The sequence below is a fragment of the Streptomyces sp. PL-25 genome (assembly GCF_058344915.1).
Genome location: NZ_CP136997.1, coordinates 662177 through 684080, shown reverse-complemented (window position 1 = coordinate 684080; position 21904 = coordinate 662177). Strand labels below are relative to the sequence as shown.

The following is a 21904-nucleotide window of genomic DNA, read 5'->3' as shown; positions in this document are numbered from 1 at the left end:
TCCCCTCAGCCCTGGAGCGAGGTCAGGGACTCGGTGGACAGGGACGCGGTGCGGTGGTGGTGCACGCGCATCAGCACGCCGAACACCACGACGGCCACCAGCAGGTCGAACAGGAACGCCACCTCGATGATGAGCGGCATACCGGCGGCCACCACCAGCGAGGCGAGCGAGACGCCGTTCTCCAGCGAGTAGAACCCGACCGCCTGCGAGACGACGTCGCGCCGCACGATCATCAGGACGAACGCGACCAGCACGACGGACACCGACAGGCCGAGCGCGGCGGGCGGCAGGAACCGGCTGCGCAGATCCAGCGAGCCGACCGCGAAGAACCCGAACCCGGCGAGCGCCAGCGACAGCAGGGTGGCGGCGGCCACCCCGATCGCACCGGACCCGGCGATCTCCACCCGGGCGTCGCGCAGCAGTCGACCGATCAGCCACGGCACCGCGACCACCTTCAGCAGCAGCGACACCACGGCCAGGGCGTACAGCTCGGGCAGGTCGCGTGCGGCGGCCACGATCACCGCGAGCACCGACACCAGGAAGGACTGCACCGCGTACAGACGCACCTGGGAGCGGGACAGGGAGGCCCGCAGCATCGCGAACTCGGTCAGCAGGAGCAGCACCGCAATGGTGTTGGTGGCGCCCTCGAAGGTGGTGGGCGCGGTGCCGGCGGCGAGCGGTGGAGTCATCAGCCGCCTCCCAGATAGAGGGTGAACACCGCGAGGACGGCGAGCAGGAACGCGGCCGCGACGAACTCACTGATCCTGAAGAGGCGCAGTTTGGCGAAGCTGTTGTCGATGACGGCCACCACGCAGCCGAGCAGCGCCGTCTTGCCGACCAGGGCGCCGATCGCCAGGACCACCGAGAGCACGCCGGTGGTGGAGGACAGTCCCCAGGGCGCCAGGAAGACATCGAGGAGGATGGTGTAGAGGATCAGCTGCTTCATCGCCGAGCCCCACTTCAGCAGCGCCAGGTGGGGCCCCGAGTGCTCGAAGGCGCGCGCCTCCTCGATCATCCCGAACTCGTTGGTCCCGGTGTGCGTCTCGACCGGGATGCGGGCCGTCTCGTAGAGGATCACCAGGAACAGCGCGGCGGAGGCCAGCAGATGCGCCGGGCGGATCACCTGGTCCCCCGAGGAGCGCACGGCGGCGGCCTGCGCGTACGGCAGATCGGTCGCCGTGATCATGGCGACGGTGAACACCACGAACAGCATCACCGGCTCGGTGATCGCCCCGAACGTCTTGGACCGGCTCGCTCCCAGCTGCGCGTACGGGCTGCCGCTCTCGGCCGCCGCGACAGCCACCGAGAAGCTCGCCAGTGCCAGCAGGAAGCTGCCGCCGATGATGTCGCCCGCGTAGCCCAGCGGCAGCCCGAACGTGGTCAGGACCGGGATGAGCAGCGGCACCGTCAGATAGCAGCACATCGCCACGACCGGGGCGGCCAGGAAGAACCGGCTCGCCCCGTACGGCGCCAGCGACTCCTTGCCGAACAGCTTCACCAGATCGTGGTACGGCTGCGACACGCGCGGCCCGCGCCGTCCCTGGAGCCGCGCCTCGACCTTCGCGATCCACCCGGACAGCCCGGGAGCGGCGACCAGCACCGTCAGCGGCTGGAGCGCCTGCACCAGGTACGGCGAGAGGGTCACCGCCACGGCGGCCCCCAGCCGTCCGGCCCCGGACGGCGCGTACGGAGCCGGGCCCGGTCCGCCCGCGGAGCGCGGCGGGCGAGGTCCGCGAGGGCCAGGCAGGTCCGGCCGAACAGCCAGCCGCCCAGCACGTCGGCGGGCCGGTGCGCGCGCAGCGCCAGCCGGGCCGCCGCGACGGCGCAGCAGATCCCCGTCGCCGCGCGGCGGTCCTCCAGCGCCAGCGCCCAGGCGACGAGGGCGGTCATGGTGTGCCGGGACGGGAAACTCGCCCCGTGGACGCGGGTGCGGCGCTCCTCGGCGGGGGGGCCGCGGCCGGTCCACGGCCCGGCTCAGCAGCCGTCGGCCGGTCCCGGCGGCGGCGAGCACCGCCGCCGGGACCAGTCGCCCCCCGGGTCCGTGCCGGTGCGGCGGCAGCGCGCAGCGGACGGCGACGACGGTCCAGGCCACCGGGGCGGAGCCCGCCGCGCCGACGGCCCGCCACGCGCGGACCGCGCGCCCGCCGCGCACCGGCGCGGGCGACCAGCGGTCCTCCCACCCGGTGAGCCGCTCGTCGCGGACGGCGGCGGTCAGCAGGCCCAGGCACAGCACGTCCAGGGCCGCCGTGCGCGCGGCGCCGCCGGTCACGGCGGTCACGGCGCCTCTCCCGGGGGCGGTGTCCGGCCCGTCGGCGCGCCGGGGGAAGCGGCGGTGACGGCTCGTGGGCACCACGGCCGTGACGTACCGCCCGGGGACGGTCGTCGCGGCCCGGCTCAGGCATCCGGCGGTGCGCACCACCGCGCACTCGGCGACGGCGGCGGAGGCAGCGGCGTGCGCCATGGCCGCCGACAGCTCGGCGAAGGGCCCGGTCACCGTCAGGTTGCCCGCGAGGTCGGCCTCGTCCGCGTACAGCAGGGCGACGTCGCAGCGCAGCGACGCCTTGTGCGCGAAGGGCAGTGGCCCCAGGCGCAGATGCGCGGGCTTGTCCCGGGCCTGGTCCGGGCGCGGCGTCCGGATGGCGGTGTGCACCTCGCCGGGCGAGTAGAAGTCGTCCACACCCGCGGCCCCCGCCCGCAGGCCCTCCGTCATCTCCTGCACCGTGAGCCATTCGACCGGCACCGGCGCCGCGGACCCGAAGCCGCCCTCGGCGGGGGACGGGACGGCGACCGTGCAGCCGCTGAACCTCCCGTCGGCCATGAGCCGTCGGACCTGGGGCGAGTCCAGCGCGGTGCGGGCGCACAGGAGGCGCAGACCGCGCGGACCGGACGCGGGGAGGCGGGCGAGCAGCGACTCGGGCAGGGGCGGACCGCCGAGGGCGAGCGTCGCCCCCTCGGCCAGGCCGGGCAGAGCGGCCAGGGCGCGGGCCGGTTCCCTGACGATGTCGCGGGGTGTGGGCATGGCACGGGTCCTCCGCGTCGGCGGGACCTCCGGCCCCGCGGCGGTCTCCGCGCCCGGCGGCAGGCAGCACCATCTGGCGGGCCGCCGCCGGGAGCGGGCGGGCAACTGCGGACAGCGGCCGGGCCGCCACCGGACGAGCGGGGTCCGCGACCGGGAGCGGTGCGGGCACGACCGGCGGGGGCGGCCACCACCGGGTGGCCGTGCCGCACACGGGCGGCGGGCCGCCCCGCCGGGCCGGACCCGGCGTGCGCGGAGCGGCCCTGGTGGCGCGGTCTGTGCGGCAGCGTCGGCCATGGTGCTGTCCTCCTCCGGTGTGCGGGCGCACGCGGGACGAACGGGACAGGAACCATTGGCCTCTCGGCGGTTCGGTCACCGGGGCACCGGGGACCACGGCGGGATCCACCACCGTTCGGCGCAGCGGGCGCGCCTTCTCGGTTCACCGTAACCGCCGGGGCGGCGCCTGTCCGCTCGTGCGGTCCGAACAGGTCAGGCGGGGCTCGGGCCGGGCGGTGTCGCGGCACGGCGGCGTTCCGGCCGCGCCCCGCCCGCGCCCGCCGTCTGCGCCCGCCCGCGTACGCACGCGGGCGCGGTCCGCCGAAGAAGGGCCGCCGCCGGGTCGGACGGCCCGAACCGTCCGACCCGGCGACGGCCCGTGCCGTCCCGCGAAGACCTGGTCGTCCCCCGGTGACCTGTGCCGTCCCGCGACGGCGGATGCCGCCCCGCGCCGTCCCGTGCCGCGCGCGGCGGCGGACCTGTGGCGCCGTCAGCCGCGGGCGGCGCGGCGTCGGCGGCGCAGCAGGAGCGTGCCGACGCCCGCGCCCGCGGCGGCCAGGGCGCACCCGGCGGCGACGACGGGCCCGGGGGACACGGGGGCGGCGCCCTCCCCGGTGTCCGCCGCGCCCTTGGGCAGCGTCACCGGGGCGGACGCGGCGGTTCCGGGGACGGTGGCGGCGTGCGCGCCGTGTCCGGACAGCCAGGCCGAGAAGCCCGCGATCTCCGACTCCTGGCCGGTGACGCCGGTGGCGGCCGCCGACCGCAGCTCGGCGTGCACGGCGCGGGCCTGCGGCTCCAGGAACTGGATCAGACCGGAGGTGTGGAGCGGGATCATCATGTCGGCGTACGCCCGGTCGAAGCCGGTGCCCTCGCCGGTGCCGCGCAGTCCGGACAGCAGGCGCTGCACCTCCTGCTCCAGCGCGGCCAGCGTGGTGCGGACATCGGGGGAGAGCCTGGCCAGGGCCTGGGCCGGTGTCATCGCGTACCACTGCCGCAGCCAGCCGGTGAACTGCTCCACCTGGCGCTGGTGCGCGGTGAGCAGGGTCTGGGCACGGGCGCGCAGGGCGCTGTCCGTGCCGCGGTCCAGTTCCAGGCGGGCCATGGCGACGGCCGCTTCGTCGTGCGCGATGATCCCCGCGAGGAACGCGGTCTCCAGGTCCGCGCCGCGCAGCGCCGTCAGTTTCTCGCCGAGCCGGCAGGCGAGCGGCGAGACGGACGCAGCCCCGCCGTCCCCGGCGCGGGCCGCGGGGGACGCGGCGGGGACCGCCGGGGGAGGGGAGGCCGCCGCGGAGGACAGGGCGGTGGCCGGTGCGGCGGGTCCGCACAGGACCGCGCCGAGGGTGAACAGCACGGCGCCTCGGCGGCGCCAGGGTATGGGTATGTGCACGGCAGAGCCCTTCAGGGGGAGAGGCCGGAAGACAGCCCGGCCGGACCTGGCGCGAGCGGTTCCGCGCGGGTCACGGGCGCGGGGAGCCGTACGGGGTGACCGCGTGACCGGCTCGCTCCTCACCGTAGGTACCGTCCCGGGCACGTACCGCTCCGATGTGCTCCATCTGGACGTACGCCCTCCGGCGCCCCGTCCTACGGCCGGGCCCGGGACCGCGGATCTCCCCGCGAGGGCCGAAAGGACCGCGACCGGGGGCGCGGGGCGTAGGACTTCCGCCCGTTACGCCGCCCGGTGCCGCCCGCCTAGGGTCCTCGCCATGGATGCGACAGGGATGCTCGACGAGGCGTTGCAGCGGCTGCACCGGGCGGGTCCGGAACGGCTCGGACGGCTCACCAACCACGCCCCGATGGCGGTCGAGGCGCTGGCCGCGCACGGGCAGGCGGGCGCGGTGCACCGCTGGCTGGACCGGTACGCGGACAAGCTGGAGGAGTTCCCGGCCGCCGTCGAACCCGTCACCCGCGCCGACTGGCGCACGGCGCTCGGCGATCCGCGCCGCGTCGCCGACTGGATCGGCCACTTCACGCACGAGACGGCCGAGCGGCCCTGGCGCGAGGTGCTCACCGAGTGGTGGCCCCGGCTGCTGCCCGGTCTGTACGGCGGCTCGACCCACCCGGTGATCCGGGTGGGCCACGCCGTCCGCACCCTGCTGGGCGGGGAGGCCACCGGGCCGCGCCTGGCCGAACTCGCCCACGGCCTCGGCTACTGGGCCGCCCGGCACCGCCCCGTCACCGGCCTCGCCCCGCTGCCCGGCGCGCCCGGTGCGGCCGCCGCCCTGGACGCCGTGGTGCCCCTCACCGACCCGGAGGGCGGCTTCCCGGCCCGACTCGAACGGGTGACGGCGCTGCCCGTGTGGGCGACCGGGGTCACCGACCCCGACGAGGCGCACCGGCGGCTGACCGAACTGGTGCGCGCGGCCACCCACCGGTACGTCACCCACGGCCACGGCGAGGAGACGATGCTCGTGCACGCGGCCACCGCGCCCAACGCCGTGCTGCGCGCCCTGCCCGCGCTGCCCCGCGCCCTGTGGGTGCCGAGCCTGCGGGCCGCCTGGACGGCGTCAGCGGCGGTGACCGCGATGTACGCGCCGAAGACACCGGTGGCCTACCGCCCCTCGGGCACGTTCGCCCCGGAGGAGGTCGTCGCCCTCGCCCTGGCGCACGGCGACGAGCACGTCATCAAGCTGACCGACACCGCCCTCGACGTCGGCGGTGACCGGGCCCTCGCGGCGGCCCTGCGCGCGGTGGAACTGAGCGAACCCCTGAGGTGAGCGCCGGGCGGCCCGGCCGCCGGTCCGCCCGGCCCGGCTCAGCCCTCCGCCTCCTGCTCCGTGAGGGTCCAGGCGTACTGGAGCCAGTCCGCCACCGTGACGGCGCCGAGGCCCGCGCACACCAGCCGGGTGGCCCGGGGCGCGACGACATAGCCGCCCGTCAGCGCCCCGGCCGTCCAGACCGAGACGCAGAACGGGCAGGACACCAGGTCACCGACCGCGCGCCGGAGCCCGCTGCCGCGCGGCTCGTCCATGACCTCACCGGCCGGCAGCTCCTCCGTGCGGCGGGTGAAGGGCGCCCGTACGAAGCTGGTGACCTTGTCCTTGGTCAGCAGGCGCGAGGACTTGAACGTCGCCGCGCCCAGCAGGAGCACGTCCCAGGGCGGCACCCCGTCGGGCAGCCGCACACCTCGTCGGCGGGCCGCCGCGCCGAACAGCGCCGCCCCGGCGCCGAAGGCCGCCGCGAGCGCGGCGTAGCCGCCGAGGGGCGCCTCGTCCCCGTCGGCGTACCCGTGCCCGCCGCCCGTCACGCCGGCTCCCCGGGTGCGGCCTCGGACCGCCTGTGCCCCAGGCGCGCGGTGCGCACGTCGGCCACCGGCAGGCGGTCGTGGTCGGGCGGCGGCAGTTCGCTGCGGCCGGGGTCTTGGGCCATGGCTCTCACTTCTCCCTCGGTTCCTCAGGTTCTCCCCCGTCGGCGGTGCGGGGGGCGCCACGGCGGGACCGGCGTCCAGCCGGGCCGTCGCGCGGGTCGGTGAACGGCGAACGGTGGACGGTGAACTGCGGGCGGCGGGCGGCGGCTGGGACGGGCGGTCCTGGCTCGGGCGGTCCTGGCTCGGACGGTCCGGCGCCCAGTACGGGTGCCCGGTACCGCTGCTCAGTGCCGTCCGGGGCCGCCGCTGCCGAACGATCCGCTGCCGCCCGCGTCCCAGCGCGGACGCGGCGCCGGGGCACCGGTCCGGGTGCCCGCGTTGCCGTGGCCCGGCAGCCGGTGCGGCGTCAACCGGTCGCCGTCGTGCGGCACTTCGTCCGGCTCGCGGTTCTCCAGCACCGAGCCGACCGGGCCCGAGTCGGGCAGCCGAGGCTGCTCGTCGGGGCGCGGTGGCGCGGGCTCCCGGCGGCGGATGCGCGCGCCCATCCAGAAGGCGCCGATCAGCAGGGCCACCAGGACGAGCCCGGCGACGAACGGCCAGATGCCGATCGCGGCCCCGTGGGCCGCGGCGATGTCCAGCGGTGCGTTGTCCATGGGCCGCGGGTACCCCCGGCCCCCGCCGCGAACCCGGCCCCCGCCGCGAACCCGGCCCCCGCCGCGAACCCGGCCTCCCCCGCGAACCCGGCCTCCCCCGCGAACCCGGGCCTCACGGACCCGGCACCGCTCCGCCTCGCGCACCGGTCCCGGCCCTCCCGTGCCGCCGCCCGGGTGACTGAGGACGGCCGCGGCCCCCGCGCGCCCCGGGTTTGGCGGCCGTGGCACCGGCTACTCGCAAGGCGTGACCACGACGCATACGACATCATCGACGCCTTCGCAACAGGAACTCGTCCGGTTCCTGGAGGACCGCTTCGCGTGTGCGCAGGCGTGTACGGAGTGCGCGCGGGCCTGCGCGCTGCGCGCCAGTCTGGTGGACATCGGCCAGGGCGAGGAACTGGAGCTCCTGCGGCGCAGGGGCATCATGTGCGCGGAGGTCTGCGACGCCACGTGCAGAGTGCTGTCCGAGCAGAACAGCGAGGACGAGGCCGCCGTCCGCGCACAGCTGGAGTGGTGCGTGACCGTCTGCCTGGAGACCGCCCACGTCTTCGACCGGCACCCCGGCGCCGAGCAGGCCGCGGACGCCTGCCGCACCTGCGCCAAGACCTGCGGCGAGTTCACGGCCGGCCTGCGCTGAGCCGCAGGCGTCGCGCGCGGGCCCGCCCGGCTGTCCGGCCCGCCCGTCGACCCGCCGCGGGCGCCGCGTTAGCCTGCCTGCGTGGAGACCATACGCACGGGCGACCCCGGCCTCTTCGGCCCGGGTTCGGTGACGTGGCAGGCGCACAGCGACCCCATGATGTGGATCGCGGGCATCCGGGCCCTGTACCTCCAGGCCCTGCACCCGCGCGCGGTGCGGGGCGTGATGGAGAACTCCGACTTCCGCCGCGACGCCTGGGGCCGGCTGCTGCGCACCGCGCACTTCGTCGGCACCACCACGTACGGCACGACCGACGCCGCCGAGCGGGCGGGCGCCCGGGTCCGTAGGATCCACCGGCTGCTGTCGGCCACCGACCCGGACACCGGCGCGCGGTTCGGGATCGACGACCCCGAGCTGCTGCTGTGGGTGCACTGCGCGGAGATCGACTCCTATCTGCACGTGCTGTGGCGCTCCGGTTTCCCGCTCACCCGCGCCCGCGCCGACCGCTATGTCGCCGAGCACCGCACGAGCGCCCGGCTGGTCGGCCTCGACCCGGACACCGTGCCCGCCTCCCGCGCCGGACTGGCCGCCTACTTCGCCCGGGTCCGCCCGGAGCTCGCCGCCGGTGCCGACGCCCGCGCCGTGGACGACTTCCTGCGCCGCCCGCCCGTCCACCCGCTGCTCGTCCCGGCCCGCGAGGTGCTCTGGCGGCAGGTGGCGCACCTGGCCTACGCCTCCCTGCCCCCGTACGCGCACGACCTGTACGGCAGACCCGCCCCGGCGCCCGCCGTCGTGACCCGGCGGCTGCGGACGGCGGGCGCGCTGCTGCGCTGCGTCCCCGCGCAGGTGCGCTGGCAGCTCCCGCCCCGGCACATCCTCAGCGCGGTGGCGCGGCTCGGCCCCGGCGCCCGCCCCGCGCCCCGCCGCTCCCGCACCCCCTGACCGGCACGCCGCCCCGGCGTCCGCGGCCGCCCGCGCCCTGGCCGCCGCGGAACTCCTCGTGCTACCAAGAGCCATGAGCGCACACGAGGCATCCGGCGGCTACGACGTGGTGATCGTCGGCGGCGGGCACAACGGCCTGGTCGCCGCCGCCTACCTGGCCCGCGCCGGCCGGTCGGTGCTGGTGCTGGAACGGCTGGACCACACCGGCGGCGCGGCCGTCTCCACCCGCCCGTTCGCCGGGGTGGACGCCCGGCTGTCCCGCTACTCCTACCTGGTCAGCCTGCTGCCCGGGAAGATCCTGCGCGACCTCGGCCTGGACGTGCGGCTGCGCCCGCGCACCGTCTCCTCGTACACCCCGGCCCGGCGGGACGGCCGGGCGACCGGGCTGCTCGTGGGCGGCGGCGAGGAACGCACCCGGGAGGCGTTCGCCCGGCTCACCGGCTCGGACCGCGAGTGGCGGGCCTGGCAGCGCTTCTACGCCCTGACCGGCGAGGTCGCCCGGCAGGTCTTCCCCACCCTGACCGAGCCGCTGCCCGGCCGCGAGGAGCTGCGCCGCCGGATCGGCGACGAGGACGCCTGGCGGATGCTGTTCGAGGAGCCCGTCGGGGTGGCCGTGGAGCGGTTCTTCGCCGACGACCTGGTCCGCGGGGTGGTCCTCACCGACGCGCTCATCGGCACCTTCGCCGACGCCCACGACCCGGCCCTGCCGCAGAACCGCTGCTTCCTCTACCACGTGATCGGCGGCGGCACCGGCGCCTGGGACGTGCCGGTCGGCGGCATGGGCGCGCTCACCGACGCCCTCGCGGACGCGGCGCGCGCGGCGGGCGCCCACCTGTTCACCGGCCACGAGGCGGTCCGTATCGCCACCGACGGGCGCCGCGCCGAGGTCACCTACCGGACCGGGGACGGCGAGGGCACGGTGGATGCCCGGCACGTCCTGGTGAACGCCTCCCCGCAGGCGCTGGCCGCCCTCACGGGCGGGCAGGCGCCCGAGCCCGCCGAGGGCGCCCAGTTCAAGGTGAACATGCTGCTGGAGCGGCTGCCCCGGCTGCGGGACACCTCCGTCGATCCGCGCGAGGCGTTCGCGGGCACCTTCCACATCGCCGAGGGCTACCGTGAGCTGGCCGCCGCCCACGCCCAGGCCGCGGCGGGCGAGCTGCCCGCCGCGCCGCCCTCCGAGATCTACTGCCACTCGCTGACCGACCCCACGATCCTCGGCCCGGACCTGCGCGCGAGCGGCCACCAGACCCTCACCCTGTTCGGCCTGCACACCCCGGCGCGGCTGTTCGCCCGCGACAACGACGCCGTACGGGAGAAGCTGCTGGCCGCGACCCTCGCCCAGCTCGACGCGCACCTGGCCGAACCGCTCGCCGACTGCCTGGCGCGGGACGCCGAGGGACGGCCGTGCGTCGAGGCCAGGACCCCGTTGGACCTGGAGCGCGACCTCGGCCTGCCCGGCGGTAACATCTTCCACCGGGCGCTGAGCTGGCCCTACGCCCAGGAGGGCACCGGCCGCTGGGGCGTGGAGACCGCGCACGCCAACGTGCTGCTGTGCGGGGCGGGCGCGGTGCGCGGCGGCGGGGTCAGCGGCGTACCGGGGCACAACGCGGCCATGGCGGTGCTGGAGGGGGGACCGGCCGGGCAGGACGGCTGAATGCCCGCGTCCGGCGGGGGCACCCCGACAGGAGGAAGGATCCCGCGGCACGGCGTACGACGGAGTCCGCGGTACGACCGGGCCGCCCTCCCCGGCGGCCGCACCCCCCACAGGAGGCACCCTCATGGCCGACCTCAGCCCCATCGACCTCCAGAAGGCCCTCAGCGGCGCCGACTACCCCACCGACAAGCAGCACCTGGTGGACCGCGCCCGGAAGAACAAGGCGGACGACAAGATCGTCAGCCGGCTGGACGGTCTCCGGCAGGATCACTTCGACGGACCGAACGAGGTGCAGAAGGCCGTCTTCGACCACTGACCGTCCGTGCGCGCGACGGTCCTGCCGGACCCGCGGGCCCGCCGTCCCCACCGGGAGGCGGGCCCGTCGTCCGTGCGGCGGCCCTCGCGTGCTCAGTCGGCGGACGCCGTCCAGCCCCGCGCCTCCAGCCGGGCCGCGTCCGCCGGACGGGACTCGTCGAACAGCACCCGCCGGCGCGTCTGGACCCGCTGGGCTTCCACGTACGCGCCGCGCCCCACATAGAGGCGGTCCGTGGTGTAGCGCCAGCGCAGCGTCAGTTGCCGGGCCGCCGGGAGCGCGGCGGTCACCTCGTGCCAGCGGCGCCCGGAGTAGCCGGTGGCGGTGCCGTCCGGGTGCCGCTCGGGGGGTCCGCCGCGGCGGACGGCCGTGAACGGCACCGGCTGCCAGGCCGCGCCCCCGTCGGCGGACGCCTCCAGCACGAGCACGTCCGACTGCGGCTCGGTGTCCCACCACAGGGAGCAGCGCAGCCGCGCCCCGCCCGCCGAGGTGTCGAGCGCGGGCAGCGCCAGCGTCGCGGTGCCCGCGCTCGCCATGCCGGAGAACCAGGCCGTACGGCCCCGCTCCGGGCGGACCGCGACGGCCCGCGCCAGGTCGTTGCCGGTCGCGACCCGGGGAGCCGAACCGGAGCGCCAGGCGCGCACCGGGTGCACCGAGTTGCCGAGCACCACCAGGAACGAGTCGGTCGTCGGGTCCAGCACCAGCGACGTACCGGTGAAGCCGGTGTGGCCCGCCGTGGTCGGTGTGGCCATCGCGCCCATGTACCAGTGCTGGTAGAGCTCGAAGCCGAGGCCGTGCGCGTCGCCGGGGAAGGCCGTGTTGAAGTCGGTGAACATCAGCTTCACCGACTCCGGGCGCAGGATGCGGGCGTGCCCGTAGGCGCCGCCGTCGAGCAGGGTCCGGGCGAGCACCGCCAGGTCCCAGGCGCAGGAGAACACACCCGCGTGCCCGGCGACCCCGCCCAGGCTGTACGCGTTCTCGTCGTGCACCTCGCCCCACACCAGGCCCCGGTCAAGGGCCGACCAGGGCTTGCGGGCGTCCTCGGTGGCGGCGATCGACGGCTTCCAGGAGGCGGGCGGGTTGTAGCGGGTGCGGCGCAGACCGAGCGGCCCGGCGATCTCCTCGGCCAGCTGGACGTCCAGCGGGCGGCCCGTGATCTTCTCCAGCACCAGTTGCAGGGAGATCATGTTCAGATCGGAGTACAGGTACACGGTGCCGGGCGGGTTCAGCGGCGCCTCGTCCCAGATCATCTCCAGCTTCCGCTCGTACGTCGGCGCGTCGTACAGCGGCAGGTCCGGCCGGAAACCGGAGGTGTGGGTGAGCAGTTGACGGATCGTCATGGACTGCTTGCCCGCGCGCGCGAAGTCCGGGAGGTAGGAGGCGACCGTGCCCTCCAGCTCCAGCGCGCCCCGCTCGATCTGCTGGACGGCCAGGATCGAGGTGAACAGCTTGGACAGGGACGCCAGGTCGAAGACGGTGTCCCTGGTCGTCGGGTGCTGCTGCTCGGGCGGGAACTCCACGGCGGTGTCGGTCTTCTCGTCGTACGACGCGTAGCGCACCGCCATCCCGATCGGCTCGTGCAGGGCCACGGTGGAGCCCCGCCCCGCGAGCAGCACCGCGCCCGCGTACCAGGGGTGCGCGGGGGACGGCCCGAGGAACGCCTCGGCGTCGGCGACGAGTTGCCGCAGCGGGCCGGGGAGCAGGCCCGCCTGCCGCGCGGAGCCGTGCCGCAGCGTCGCCCGCGCGGCAGCGGGTCCGGGCCGGGCGGTCGCGGCGGCCGGGGCCGCCGGGAGGGCGGCGATGCCGAGCGCGCCGCCCAGGAGCAGGGACACCTGGCCCAGTCGGCGCCGGGTGAGTCCGCGCCCCTCCGCTGCTGCCGTGCCGTCACTCATCGTGGAGTCCTCCCGCGCGCCGCCTGAAAGTATCTTTCGAGACTTGCTGTGCGGGGTGAAACTTTTATGTCAGGAGCGGCCGTTGTCAACGGGGCGTGCGCGAACACGCGCTCAGGTGACGACACATGGGGCGGGGCGGCGGCCGTCCGGCCCCCGCCCCGCACGCACCTACCGGTGCTCGTGCACCCGCACCACGCGCAGCGCGGGCGAGGCCAGGATGTCCTTCTCGCAGAACCGGGACGTCACCCACTTCTGCGCCGAGAACAGCCGCGTCTGGTCGCTGTGGTGCGCCGAGAGCGGGTTCGAGGACTGGGAGTACGTCAGCAGGGTGCGGGCGACCGGGCAGCCGCTGCCGTCCCAGCCCACCGCCTGGATGTAGCTGGAACCGGTCGACACCTCGGCGTAGCCGCCGTGCGCCGGGTCCCACGCCGACTCGACCTTGTTCCACACGCCCAGCGCCTCGGTGCCGCCCGGCACCGGTATGCGCTCGCCGTCGCGCACGACGAACTGGTGCTCCCCGAGCGGCGCGTCGAGCGCGATGCCCGCCGCCCGCAGCTCGGCGACCGTGTCGGCGAGCGCCGTGGCGAACGCGGGCGCCGCGGTGTCCAGCGTGTTCGGCGTACGCACCGGATCGGCCGCCGAGAACGGCACCTTCCACAGGCCGCCCCCGGGCAGATGCCGCCACAGCCGGTCGAAGAGCAGCGCGCCCCGGCTGCCGGTGCGCACGGTGCGGTCCCAGCGCGCGAGCACCCGGCAGGCGTCCCGCACGTCGACCGCCCGGCCGTCGCTGCCCGTGGCCGTGCCGCCCGGCAGCGCGGCACACGCCTTCGCCGCGTCGGCCGCCGCCAGGTCACCGGCGGGCACCCGGTCGGCGAACTGCTGCCGCTGGAGGTCCGCCACGGTCAGCCGGCCCCGGCGCGCCATCGCGGACACGTCCTCGATCGCGCCGCGCGTGCGCAGCCCGGCCTCGGCGGCGGCCGTCCCGAAGATCCGCTCGTACCCGGTCAGCGGCCGGTCGGCGTTGCTCAGCCAGGCGCTGCCGTTGGAGTTCTCCGCGTACGGCGCGTCCTTCAGCACCGGCATGTGCGCGGGCCCGAAGATCCCCGGCTGCACGGCACCGGAGCCGGTGCCCGGCGCGCAGTCGCCGCGCGCACCGTCCAGCACCGCGAGACCCGAGGCCGGATACGTGGCCCGGCCCAGCGGGGTGGAGCAGCGCCGCGCCAGCTCGTCGGTGATCCCGGGCAGCACCTGGGCCTGCGTGTACAGCGAGTGGCCGGCCGAGTCGGCGGCGATGGTGTTCACCCACGGCAGGCCCTGGGTGCGGTCCAGCGCGGCCAGGGCGCCCGCGGTGTCCCGGGCGCGGGCGAGCCCCAGCGAGGTGTCGGACATCCGCAGGTTGCCCGCGTTGGGGTCGTTGAGCGCGTACGCCGTCGTGGCCGTCCACGGCAGCGGCAGCGCCGGGCCGAGCGAGGTGACGACGGGACCGTAGCGCGTCCACCACTGGGTGCGGGTCACCGGCGGGCCGCCGCGCACCGCGACGGCGACCGTCCGCCGGGTCATCCGCTCCCGCGCGCCGTCGACCAGGTACACGGTCGGGTCGGCCGGGTCGAGGGTGAGCTGATGGAGGTTCATGGGGACGCCGGTGGAGACGGTGTGGCTCCAGGCGAAGCGCGCGGTGTGGCCGATCTGCACGTCCGGCGAGCCCAGCAACGAGGCACCCATCACGTCCAGTTCGCCCGGGACGGTCTGCTGCACCTGCCAGAAGCGGCGCCCGCCCTGCCACGGGTAGTGCGGGTTGCCCAGCAGCAGCCCGCGCCCGCCGGCGGTGGTGGCGCCGCTGAAGGCCACCGCGTTGGAGCCCATGTCGGCGTCCTCGGCGGAGAACAGCGCGCGGGCGGCCCCGGCGGCGCGGCCGGGATCCGGTGCGGGCGGCACGGACCCGGTCCCGGGCGCGGGCGGCGCCGCGGCCGTGACGCCGTCCACGGCCCGGCCCTCCCCGCCGAGCACCGCGAAGGCGAACAGCCGTGCCGCCACGTCGAGTTCGGTCACCGGACGCACCCAGGCGGCGCCCCGGCAGGCCGGGTCGGTGACGCGGTGCTGCCGCAGCCAGGCGTTGTACCCGGCGGCGAAGCCGCGGTTCAGGTCCTTGGCCGCGCGGCTCGGCCCGCGCGGTGCGGGCTCGGCGAGCAGCCGCTCCACGGTGCCCGACTGCCGCACCCCGCGGAAGAACAGGTCGCTGGAGAGGTTGGTGGAGGCCGAGGAGAGCGAGAAGTCGGGCGCCGCCTTCGCGCCGAACCAGCGGGAGCGTTCGCCCCGCACGGTCACGAACCCGTCGGCCAGCGTGCACACCTGGTCCGCGGCCTGTGCCCAGCCGGTGCCGAACCCGAGGTCCGCGTAGTCCTCGGCGACGATGTGCGGGATGCCGTACTCGGTGTACCGGATCACGGCGGACAGCCCGCCGTGCGAGGGGTGTTCCTGGCGGCCGTGCTGCGGGGCCGCCGCGGCCGGTAACGCGGCGGACCCGGTGAGCAGGGCGACGGCCGCGACGAGGAGTCTTCTGAAGCGGGTGGTGCGCATCGTGCCTCCCGGCGTCAGGGATGGATGAAGCGGGTGAGCGCGCCGACCGGGCGGGTGCCCGAGGCGGTGGTCACGCCGTGTGCCCCCGGCGGAGCGGGGAGCGCGCGATGCTTGACCTCCTCCGGCGGCGGACCCAGGATCATGTGTCATGACGCCTGGACACCGCAGTACGGTTGACGGGGTCCTGCGGCGCAGCGCCCGGCGCACGCCCGCGCGGACCGCCGTCGAGTACGGCGACCGCTCCTGGACGTACGCCGCGCTCGACGACGCCGTCTCCCGCGCGGCCTCCCTGCTGCGCGCCCGCGGCCTCGTCCCCGGCGACCGGGTCGGCGCCTACGGGCACAACTCCGACGCGTATCTGATCGCCTTCCTCGCCTGCGCCCGCGCGGGCCTGGTACATGTGCCCGTCAACCAGAACCTCACCGGCGACGATCTGGCGTACATCGTCGGGCAGTCGGGCAGCGCGCTGGTCCTGACCGACCCGGACCTCGCCCACCGGCTGCCCGGCGGCACACCGTCCTGGGCGCTGCGCGACACCGACGGCTCGCTGCTCGCCGCGCTCCCGTCCGCACCGCCCTACGACGGCCCCGCCCCGCACGCCGAGGACCTGGTCCAACTGCTCTACACCTCGGGCACCACCGCGCTGCCCAAGGGCGCGATGATGACCCACCGGGCCCTCGTGCACGCCTATCTGAGCGCGATCACCGCCCTCGACCTGTCGGCGGACGACCGGCCCGCGCACGCGCTGCCGCTCTACCACTCGGCGCAGATGCACGTGTTCCTGCTGCCCTACCTCGCCGTGGGCGCGACCAACACCGTCCTGGACGCGCCCGACGGCGACCGCGTCCTGGACCTGGTGGAGGCCGGGCGCGTCGACAGCCTGTTCGCCCCGCCCACGGTCTGGATCGCCCTGGCGGGCCGGCCCGACTTCGCCCACCGGGACCTCGCCGGTCTGCGCAAGGCTTATTACGGCGCCTCCGTCATGCCGGTGCCCGTCCTGGAACGGCTGCGCGCGCGTCTGCCGCACCTCGCCTTCTACAACTGCTTCGGCCAGAGCGAGATCGGCCCGCTGGCCATGGTGCTGGGCCCCGGCGAGCACGAGGGGCGGCTGGACTCCTGCGGCCGGCCGGTGCTCTTCGTGGAGGCCCGCCTCGCCAACGAGCACGGACAGGACGTGCCGGACGGCACACCCGGCGAGATCCTCTACCGCTCACCGCAGTTGTGCGAGGGCTACTGGGACCGGCCCGAGGAGAGCGCCGGGGCGTTCCGGGACGGCTGGTTCCGCTCCGGCGACCTGGCGGTGCGCGACGCCGACGGCTACCACACGGTCGTCGACCGGGTGAAGGACGTCATCAACTCCGGGGGAGTGCTGGTGGCCTCCCGCCAGGTCGAGGACGTGCTGCACACCCACCCCGCCGTCGCCGAGGCCGCCGTCGTCGGCCTCCCCGACGCGCAGTGGATCGAGGCCGTCACCGCCGTCGTCGTCCCGCGCGGCGAGGTCACCGAGGCCGAGCTGATCGCCCACGCCCGCGCACGCCTCTCCCCGTTCAAGGCGCCGAAGCGGGTGGTCCTCGTCGACGCCCTGCCGCGCAACGCCAGCGGGAAGATCCTCAAACGGCAATTGCGCGACCGGCTCCGCGGCGACGCGCCGCGCCCGTAGGGCACGATGGGGCGCATGCCGACGCAGCCCCCGGCCCCCGGCCGCACCGACCGCCCGGTTCCGGTCACCGTCACGGCGCCCGCGCTCCTGCTGTGCCCCTGGCGCGCGGCGTACGCCGCCGAACTCGCCGTGCTGTACCGCGACCCGCTCCTGCGCCGCTTCCTCAGCCACTCCATCCCCGACGAGGCGGGCGCGCTGCGCTGGATCGACGAGCAGCGGCGGCGGCGACAGAGCGGCGACCGGTTCGCCTTCGCCGTCGTGGAACGCTCCGGGGCGGCGGAGCCGGCCTCGGTACTGGTGGGCTCGCGTATTCAACTGTCGCCAGTTGATCAATCTGGCTCCGGAATCACTACTGACCGTGACGCTCCTGGCGGGGATCTGGGTGTGGAGCCCCCAACGTCGACGGGACGTAGTACCGCGTCGTAATGGCGATGACCGGGCCGTGTCGGCGTCCTTATCCTCAGTGGGTGAGTCTGATCGAGGTGGTTCCTGGGCAGGTCGAGCTCGTCGTTCGGGGGGTGGGGTCGCAAGCGCCCTCTATCCGGTTGTTCGACTGGTCGCGGACAGATGAGTTCGAGGTCGTATTCGCCGTGGAGGCTGTCGACGACGGCCTGCGCGCACGGATCGGGGCCGTGACCGTGTCTGCCTGGGACGGTGCGGGATACCTGACCGAGTTTCTCGACGGTCTTGCGCGTGACTTCCGCGGTTGGGATGGCGAGCGGTCTTGGGTCAACAACGAGCTGGTCGTAGCAGCAACGTTCGGTTCGGGCGGTCACGTGTATCTGAGCTGGACCCTGCGAGCCGACGTCTTCTCCAGCGGATGGGAGTGCACTGTGACGACCGTGATTGACGCTGGCGAAGAGCTGACGACTGTCGCTGCCGACGTGCGGGAATTCTTCCGCCAGGGGTAGCCGTCCCAGTGGCCCCGAAGCAAGCACTCATGCGCGCTCAGGCTCTCGGAACTGGAGGGCCCCCAACTTCGCTGGTTCCGCGAGGAACCCAGCCTGTTGGTGACCTTGCGTGATCTCCTGGAGCGTATCGGCTCCAGGTCCCTCCGGTCTCGTTGCGGAGGCGGCTGGTGGTCTTGTCGTGGTAGCCGAGAGCGTCCGCGACGACGGGTGCGGGGAGTTCGAGGAGTTGCTGCCGGATGGCGGCGCCGCGGGCGGCGGCGATCGGGATTCCGACCTTGTTCAGGAGCGCGGACAGGTGGTTGGGGCCGAGCGGCTGGCCGGTCCGGCGGCCGGGGAAGAGCCAGCGGGACGCCGGGTTGGTGGCAGTGTTCATGTTGCCGCGGTTCGTGATGTGCTCCAGCAGCAGGGCGGCGACCGGCGCGGGAACGGGTGAGGGCGGCTCGCCGAGTCGTAGCAGCACGGCGTCGCCGTCGCGGATGACGTCGTCGATGGTGAGCCGGACGACGCGGCTCAGCGGTTGTGCGTAGAGAAGAACGATGACTCCGGCGACGCGGAGTCGCATCGGTATCTCCGTATCGGTCAGAAGCCTGCCCAGGGCAGTGAGGCGTTCGTCTTCGCTCAGTGCGGGCCGACGGGAGATCTTCATCGCGGGGATGGCCAGGGAACGTCGGGAGTACCGGCCCTGCATGGCCCAGTTGAGGAAGCCTCTCAGGCGGGTGCGGGCGTGCTCGGCGTTCTCGGCGAACCAGGCGTCGATGTCGACCTGGCCGCATGACGCGAGGGTGGTGTTCCGCTCGCCGAGCCATTGCAGGAAGGCGGTCGCGTACTTGATCTGTTCGCTGGCGAAGCGTCGGATGCTGGGTGTGATGTGGCTCCGCTCGGCGCGGGCCCGCAGCCCGGGGAGGACGTGCCAGGTCGCGAAGAGCCTGATCGTCTTGGTTTGCTCGGGATCGGCGATGTCGGCCAGGTGGCCGAGAAGCCAGCGCTGAAAGGAACAGAGGTGCTTGTCGACCGCGGGCAGGACTCCGCAGGCCATGAGGAGTTCTTCCAGGTGAGAGGCCGCTCGCCAGGGCTGGAGTTGTGGAACGCGTCGTGGGTCAGCGGAATCTCGCCGAGGCCGAGTCGGCGAAGCAGCTGCGGGGCGTTTCCCAGCTGCCCGCGGCGCATGTCCAGCCATGCCAGTCCGCTTCCGGGTTTGTCCATCGTCACCAGCAAATCGAACAGCGCGACCAACGCGGGACGGACGCGGCCCGTGCCGTCGTCGAGAAGCGCGGTGAGCCGGTCGGTGAGCGCGCAGCGTTCGCAGAGCCGACCGCCCGGGAGCTTGCCCTCGAAGCCGCAGCGTGAGCAGTCGAAGGTCGGGGAGAAACCGGCGCAGGTGGTGCAGGTCGCAGCCCCGTCACCTGGACGGAGCCCAGGAAGGGCCCGGTCCTCGCCACATCCCGGGCAGGTGCCCCGTGTCCTGACAGCTCGATCCGAACAGGTCCGGCAGACGTACCCGTCCGGCCAGGCGCCGGCCTTGTGCCTGCGGAGACCGCAGCGGCAGCAAACGGCCATGAACCAGCGCTCGTACTGTTCGTCGGTGGCGTGGGAGCGGGTCATGCGTCGGGCAGGATGCGGGCCGCGCGGGGGCGGAGCTTCGCGACGTTCGAAGGCGGGGTGGGCAGGTCGCCGGTGGCGGTCTTGCGGACGCCGGCGTTCTCGGCGGTGGTGGCCACCAGGTCGGCCGGGGTGCAGGACAGGATGTCGCAGAGCGCCGCCATGACCTGCAACGACAGGCGTTCGGGGGTGCCGGAGACCAGGCGGTGCACCTGGGAGGCGGCCAGGTCGATGCCGCGTTCGCGCAACAGCGGCACCAGTTCGGTGGCCGTGAAGACCTGATGCTGGGCCATCACCTCGCGCAGCCGCCAGGTGTATCCGACCTTCCGTTTCATACTTGCCTCCCGGTCTGGGTCTGGAGAGCGGCGGTAATGGTGGAGTCCAGATGCCGCCGCAGGGTCCGGGTGCGGAAGTCCGAGGACACACAGGTGTAGAGCGAGGTGGTACTGGCGTGCTCGTGACCGACCTGCTCCTGGACGAAGCGCGGGTCCCAGCCGTCCTCGATCAGGTGGGCGACGTAGGACCTGCGGAAAGAGTGGAAGTCGAGCCCGTCATCCAGGCCGAGGGCCTTGCGATAGGCAACGAAGCGGGAGTTGAGCCGCTGGCAGCCGATCCGCAGCCCCCGCTCGGAGGGCCAGGCAGCCGGGTTGTCGTCGGTGCCGAACAGCGGGCGGACCTCGGTAAACCACTCGTCCAGGACGTCCGGGGTCCAGTCGAAGACGGTCAGCACCCCGCGGCGTTTGGGCGGCGAGCCCTTCTTGGCCTTGCCGAACCGGACCTGGCAGCGGCCGTACTCGCCGAACTCGCCGCCGTGCGGGTTGCGGCCGAAGTCGGCCGCGTCGAGCATCCGCGTCTCGTTGCGCCGCGTCCCGAAGGCGTAGGCGGTCTTGAACAGCGTCGCGTCGCGGAAAGCCGGCAGCCAGCCCTTGCGGCGGAAGGCCCGGATGCGGGCGACCCCGTCGTCGCAGTGCGCGAAGAAGGCGTGCAGCTCGGCCTTGGTGAACGCGCGCTTCTTCGCGTCCGCCTCGTTGTCCTGGACGTGCACCGCGGTGTTCCACTCATGTACCACCTGAACCGGGTGGGTCCCGAACCGCTCCTCGCAGGCGGCCGTCCACTCATAGAGCGGATCGGTGATGAAGTGGCAGAACGCCCGCACGGCCTCCGAGTATGAGCGGATCGTGGAGCGCTTCAGATCTCGCAGCGAACGCAGGTGGGCCTTGACCCCGAATCCTGGACACGGGTTATGCGGCTGGTGTCAGCGTAGTTGATGTTGTTTCGGACGCTGTCTCGTAAGCGATCGGGCTGCGTTGCCCGAGGCGGGAGTGACGGCGTCGGGTGTTGTAACGGTTGAGCCAGCGGAATGCGTCGAGGCGGGCCTCACGTTCGCTGGACCAGTGCTTGCGGCCCTGAAGCGTCTCGCGTTTGAACGTTGCGTTGAAGGACTCGGCGAGGGCGTTGTCCGCGGAGCTGCCGATTGCGCTCATGGACTGGCGGACGCCGGCTTGGCGGCAGGCGTCGGCGAAGACCCGGCTGGTGTACTGGGCCCCGTGGTCGGTGTGCATGACCGCTCCGGCGAGGCTGCCGCGGGTCCGTTCGGCGGCGGCCAGTGCGTCAGTGACGAGGTCAGCGCGCATGTGGTCCGCAATGGCCCAGCCGGCCAGGCGGCGTGAGGCGAGGTCGATGACGGTGGCCAGGTAGAGGAACTTCCCGCCGTCCAGCGGGAGATAGGTAATGTCGCCGACGTACTTCGTGTTCGGCTCGCTTGCCGTGAAGTCGCGGCCGACGAGGTCCGGGGCCTTCGCCGCGGCCGGGTCCGCAACAGTGGTGCGGTGCCTGCGGCGCAAGCGCACGCCCGCCAGACCGGCGCCCCGCATCACACGCGCGATCCGCTTGTGATTGACGTGCTCACCCGCTTCGCGGAGCTCGGCTGTGATCCTCGGAACGCCATAGGTGCCGTCCGACTCGCGGTGCACGACCCGTATCCGGGCGGCGAGGCGAGCGTCGGCCGCCTGCCGGGCGACCCGGTCCGCGGCCGTCCGACGCCAGTAGTAGAAGCTGGAGCGGGCGATGCCGAGGATGGTGCACAGCCGCTTCACGCCGTAGCGGCGGTGGTGGTCGGCAACGAACTGGAAGCGGTTCACCAGCGCGTCTCCCCGGCGAAATACTTCGCCGCCTTGCGCAGGATCTCGCGTTCTTCCTCCAACTCGCGGACCTTCTTGCGCAGAGCGGCATTCTCCGCTTCCAACGGCGTCGGTGGCTCGGTCGACACCTCCGCCCGGCGTCCCCGAGGACGGCTCGCGCCGGCTGCCCGCACCCAGTTCCGCAGGGTCTCGGGGTTGATGCCCAGATCGGCGGCGACCTGCCGGATCGTCGCCTCGGGCCGCGACTGGTACAGCGCGACCGCGTCCGCCTTGAACTGCGGCGGATAGTTCTTCATGACCACGAGATGTCCATTCTCAGATCCTCAGGA

The 21904-nt window shown here is 74.4% G+C and carries 21 protein-coding genes; 9 read left to right on the top strand and 12 right to left on the bottom strand.

The genetic code is table 11. The features are described from left to right. Positions 1-5: 5 nt before the first annotated feature. From R4Z62_RS02935 to R4Z62_RS02925, 3 genes are all read right to left on the bottom strand, one after another. Positions 6-689, bottom strand: coding sequence for a hypothetical protein (locus R4Z62_RS02935; protein ID WP_018569619.1), 684 nt, complete (start codon positions 687-689; stop codon positions 6-8). Next, positions 689-3019 (bottom strand): NADH-quinone oxidoreductase subunit H, encoded by a 2331-nt coding sequence (locus R4Z62_RS02930; RefSeq protein WP_491519040.1) that lies wholly within the window; start codon positions 3017-3019, stop codon positions 689-691. The genes R4Z62_RS02935 and R4Z62_RS02930 overlap by 1 nt, the downstream gene beginning before the upstream one ends. A gap of 763 nt (positions 3020-3782) precedes the next feature. Next, entirely contained in the window at positions 3783-4679 is an 897-nt protein-coding gene (locus R4Z62_RS02925; protein WP_355484203.1) for a DUF305 domain-containing protein, read from the bottom strand. Positions 4680-4995: 316 nt separating this feature from the next. Between R4Z62_RS02925 and R4Z62_RS02920 the strand changes: the two genes are divergently transcribed. Then, positions 4996-6006, top strand: a complete 1011-nt coding sequence (locus R4Z62_RS02920; protein ID WP_491519039.1) for a questin oxidase family protein — start codon at positions 4996-4998, stop codon at positions 6004-6006. 38 nt (positions 6007-6044) lie between these two features. Here the strand turns inward: R4Z62_RS02920 and R4Z62_RS02915 are convergent, their stop codons facing one another. The 3 genes from R4Z62_RS02915 to R4Z62_RS02905 form a co-directional block, all read right to left on the bottom strand. Continuing rightward, positions 6045-6536: a DUF1360 domain-containing protein gene (locus R4Z62_RS02915; RefSeq protein WP_355484207.1), complete on the bottom strand. Its 492-nt coding sequence runs from the start codon at positions 6534-6536 to the stop codon at positions 6045-6047. Beyond that, positions 6533-6658 (bottom strand): hypothetical protein, encoded by a 126-nt coding sequence (locus R4Z62_RS02910; protein WP_491519038.1) that lies wholly within the window; start codon positions 6656-6658, stop codon positions 6533-6535. The genes R4Z62_RS02915 and R4Z62_RS02910 overlap by 4 nt, the downstream gene beginning before the upstream one ends. A 222-nt stretch (positions 6659-6880) precedes the next feature. Further along, entirely contained in the window at positions 6881-7249 is a 369-nt protein-coding gene (locus R4Z62_RS02905; RefSeq protein ID WP_064531249.1) for a DUF6479 family protein, read from the bottom strand. 244 nt (positions 7250-7493) lie between these two features. Between R4Z62_RS02905 and R4Z62_RS02900 the strand changes: the two genes are divergently transcribed. The 4 genes from R4Z62_RS02900 (at position 7494) to R4Z62_RS02885 (ending at position 10798) form a co-directional block, all read left to right on the top strand. Beyond that, the gene (locus R4Z62_RS02900) at positions 7494-7886 is read left to right on the top strand and encodes a four-helix bundle copper-binding protein (protein ID WP_064531248.1); all 393 of its coding nucleotides are present in this window, start codon (positions 7494-7496) and stop codon (positions 7884-7886) included. An 81-nt stretch (positions 7887-7967) separates the two neighbouring features. After that, positions 7968-8828 (top strand): oxygenase MpaB family protein, encoded by an 861-nt coding sequence (locus R4Z62_RS02895; RefSeq protein WP_064531247.1) that lies wholly within the window; start codon positions 7968-7970, stop codon positions 8826-8828. Between the two features lie 73 nt (positions 8829-8901). Then, positions 8902-10482 (top strand): phytoene desaturase family protein, encoded by a 1581-nt coding sequence (locus R4Z62_RS02890; RefSeq protein ID WP_173860797.1) that lies wholly within the window; start codon positions 8902-8904, stop codon positions 10480-10482. Positions 10483-10606: 124 nt separating this feature from the next. Then, the gene (locus tag R4Z62_RS02885; RefSeq protein WP_064531245.1) at positions 10607-10798 is read left to right on the top strand and encodes a DUF2795 domain-containing protein; all 192 of its coding nucleotides are present in this window, start codon (positions 10607-10609) and stop codon (positions 10796-10798) included. Positions 10799-10890: 92 nt separating this feature from the next. On the opposite strand, the gene R4Z62_RS02880 is transcribed toward R4Z62_RS02885, so the two are convergent. Both R4Z62_RS02880 and R4Z62_RS02875 read right to left on the bottom strand, forming a co-directional pair. Then, on the bottom strand, positions 10891-12687 hold the full coding sequence (locus tag R4Z62_RS02880; RefSeq protein ID WP_491519037.1) for a serine hydrolase domain-containing protein: 1797 nt from the start codon (positions 12685-12687) through the stop codon (positions 10891-10893). A gap of 168 nt (positions 12688-12855) precedes the next feature. Further along, positions 12856-15264: a penicillin acylase family protein gene (locus R4Z62_RS02875; RefSeq protein ID WP_491519036.1), complete on the bottom strand. Its 2409-nt coding sequence runs from the start codon at positions 15262-15264 to the stop codon at positions 12856-12858. A 148-nt stretch (positions 15265-15412) separates the two neighbouring features. On the opposite strand from R4Z62_RS02875, the gene R4Z62_RS02870 reads away from it, so the two are divergent. The 3 genes from R4Z62_RS02870 to R4Z62_RS02860 are packed head-to-tail and all read left to right on the top strand — an operon-like array spanning position 15413 to position 17835. Then, a complete protein-coding gene (locus R4Z62_RS02870; protein WP_491519035.1) occupies positions 15413-16924 on the top strand; it encodes a fatty acyl-CoA synthetase in 1512 nt (503 codons plus the stop codon). Between the two features lie 15 nt (positions 16925-16939). Further along, on the top strand, positions 16940-17350 hold the full coding sequence (locus R4Z62_RS02865; protein WP_491519034.1) for a GNAT family N-acetyltransferase: 411 nt from the start codon (positions 16940-16942) through the stop codon (positions 17348-17350). 41 nt (positions 17351-17391) lie between these two features. Further along, positions 17392-17835 carry a DUF6228 family protein gene (locus R4Z62_RS02860; RefSeq protein WP_491519033.1) on the top strand — a complete coding sequence of 148 codons (444 nt, stop codon included), beginning with the start codon at positions 17392-17394 and terminating at the stop codon, positions 17833-17835. 37 nt (positions 17836-17872) lie between these two features. Here the strand turns inward: R4Z62_RS02860 and R4Z62_RS02855 are convergent, their stop codons facing one another. Continuing rightward, on the bottom strand, positions 17873-18871 hold the full coding sequence (locus R4Z62_RS02855; RefSeq protein WP_491519032.1) for a site-specific integrase: 999 nt from the start codon (positions 18869-18871) through the stop codon (positions 17873-17875). A gap of 44 nt (positions 18872-18915) precedes the next feature. On the opposite strand from R4Z62_RS02855, the gene R4Z62_RS02850 reads away from it, so the two are divergent. Beyond that, positions 18916-19182 carry a hypothetical protein gene (locus tag R4Z62_RS02850; protein ID WP_491519031.1) on the top strand — a complete coding sequence of 89 codons (267 nt, stop codon included), beginning with the start codon at positions 18916-18918 and terminating at the stop codon, positions 19180-19182. Positions 19183-19433: 251 nt separating this feature from the next. Here the strand turns inward: R4Z62_RS02850 and R4Z62_RS02845 are convergent, their stop codons facing one another. From R4Z62_RS02845 to R4Z62_RS02835, 3 genes are all read right to left on the bottom strand, one after another. Further along, positions 19434-19769: a helix-turn-helix domain-containing protein gene (locus R4Z62_RS02845; protein WP_491519030.1), complete on the bottom strand. Its 336-nt coding sequence runs from the start codon at positions 19767-19769 to the stop codon at positions 19434-19436. Then, positions 19766-20590 carry a tyrosine-type recombinase/integrase gene (locus R4Z62_RS02840; RefSeq protein WP_491519029.1) on the bottom strand — a complete coding sequence of 275 codons (825 nt, stop codon included), beginning with the start codon at positions 20588-20590 and terminating at the stop codon, positions 19766-19768. The genes R4Z62_RS02845 and R4Z62_RS02840 overlap by 4 nt, the downstream gene beginning before the upstream one ends. A gap of 85 nt (positions 20591-20675) precedes the next feature. After that, positions 20676-21877, bottom strand: a protein-coding gene (locus R4Z62_RS02835; RefSeq protein WP_491519028.1) for an IS3 family transposase whose coding sequence is annotated in 2 segments (ribosomal slippage) — positions 20676-21592 and positions 21592-21877 — 1203 coding nt in all. Because the reading frame shifts where the segments join, the coding sequence is not laid out codon by codon here. Positions 21878-21904: the final 27 nt, after the last annotated feature.

Bases quoted from the DNA above. Each gene is read 5' to 3' on its own strand.
- R4Z62_RS02930 (WP_491519040.1), bottom strand. From the start codon at position 3,019: ATGCCCACACCCCGCGACATCGTCAGGGAACCGGCCCGCGCCCTGGCC.
- R4Z62_RS02920 (WP_491519039.1), top strand. From the start codon at position 4,996: ATGGATGCGACAGGGATGCTCGACGAGGCGTTGCAGCGGCTGCACCGG.
- R4Z62_RS02880 (WP_491519037.1), bottom strand. From the start codon at position 12,687: ATGAGTGACGGCACGGCAGCAGCGGAGGGGCGCGGACTCACCCGGCGC.
- R4Z62_RS02905 (WP_064531249.1), bottom strand. From the start codon at position 7,249: ATGGACAACGCACCGCTGGACATCGCCGCGGCCCACGGGGCCGCGATC.
- R4Z62_RS02855 (WP_491519032.1), bottom strand. From the start codon at position 18,871: ATGGCCTGCGGAGTCCTGCCCGCGGTCGACAAGCACCTCTGTTCCTTT.
- R4Z62_RS02890 (WP_173860797.1), top strand. From the start codon at position 8,902: ATGAGCGCACACGAGGCATCCGGCGGCTACGACGTGGTGATCGTCGGC.
- R4Z62_RS02935 (WP_018569619.1), bottom strand. From the start codon at position 689: ATGACTCCACCGCTCGCCGCCGGCACCGCGCCCACCACCTTCGAGGGC.
- R4Z62_RS02910 (WP_491519038.1), bottom strand. From the start codon at position 6,658: ATGGCCCAAGACCCCGGCCGCAGCGAACTGCCGCCGCCCGACCACGAC.
- R4Z62_RS02885 (WP_064531245.1), top strand. From the start codon at position 10,607: ATGGCCGACCTCAGCCCCATCGACCTCCAGAAGGCCCTCAGCGGCGCC.
- R4Z62_RS02845 (WP_491519030.1), bottom strand. From the start codon at position 19,769: ATGAAACGGAAGGTCGGATACACCTGGCGGCTGCGCGAGGTGATGGCC.
- R4Z62_RS02870 (WP_491519035.1), top strand. From the start codon at position 15,413: ATGACGCCTGGACACCGCAGTACGGTTGACGGGGTCCTGCGGCGCAGC.
- R4Z62_RS02875 (WP_491519036.1), bottom strand. From the start codon at position 15,264: ATGCGCACCACCCGCTTCAGAAGACTCCTCGTCGCGGCCGTCGCCCTG.
- R4Z62_RS02865 (WP_491519034.1), top strand. From the start codon at position 16,940: ATGCCGACGCAGCCCCCGGCCCCCGGCCGCACCGACCGCCCGGTTCCG.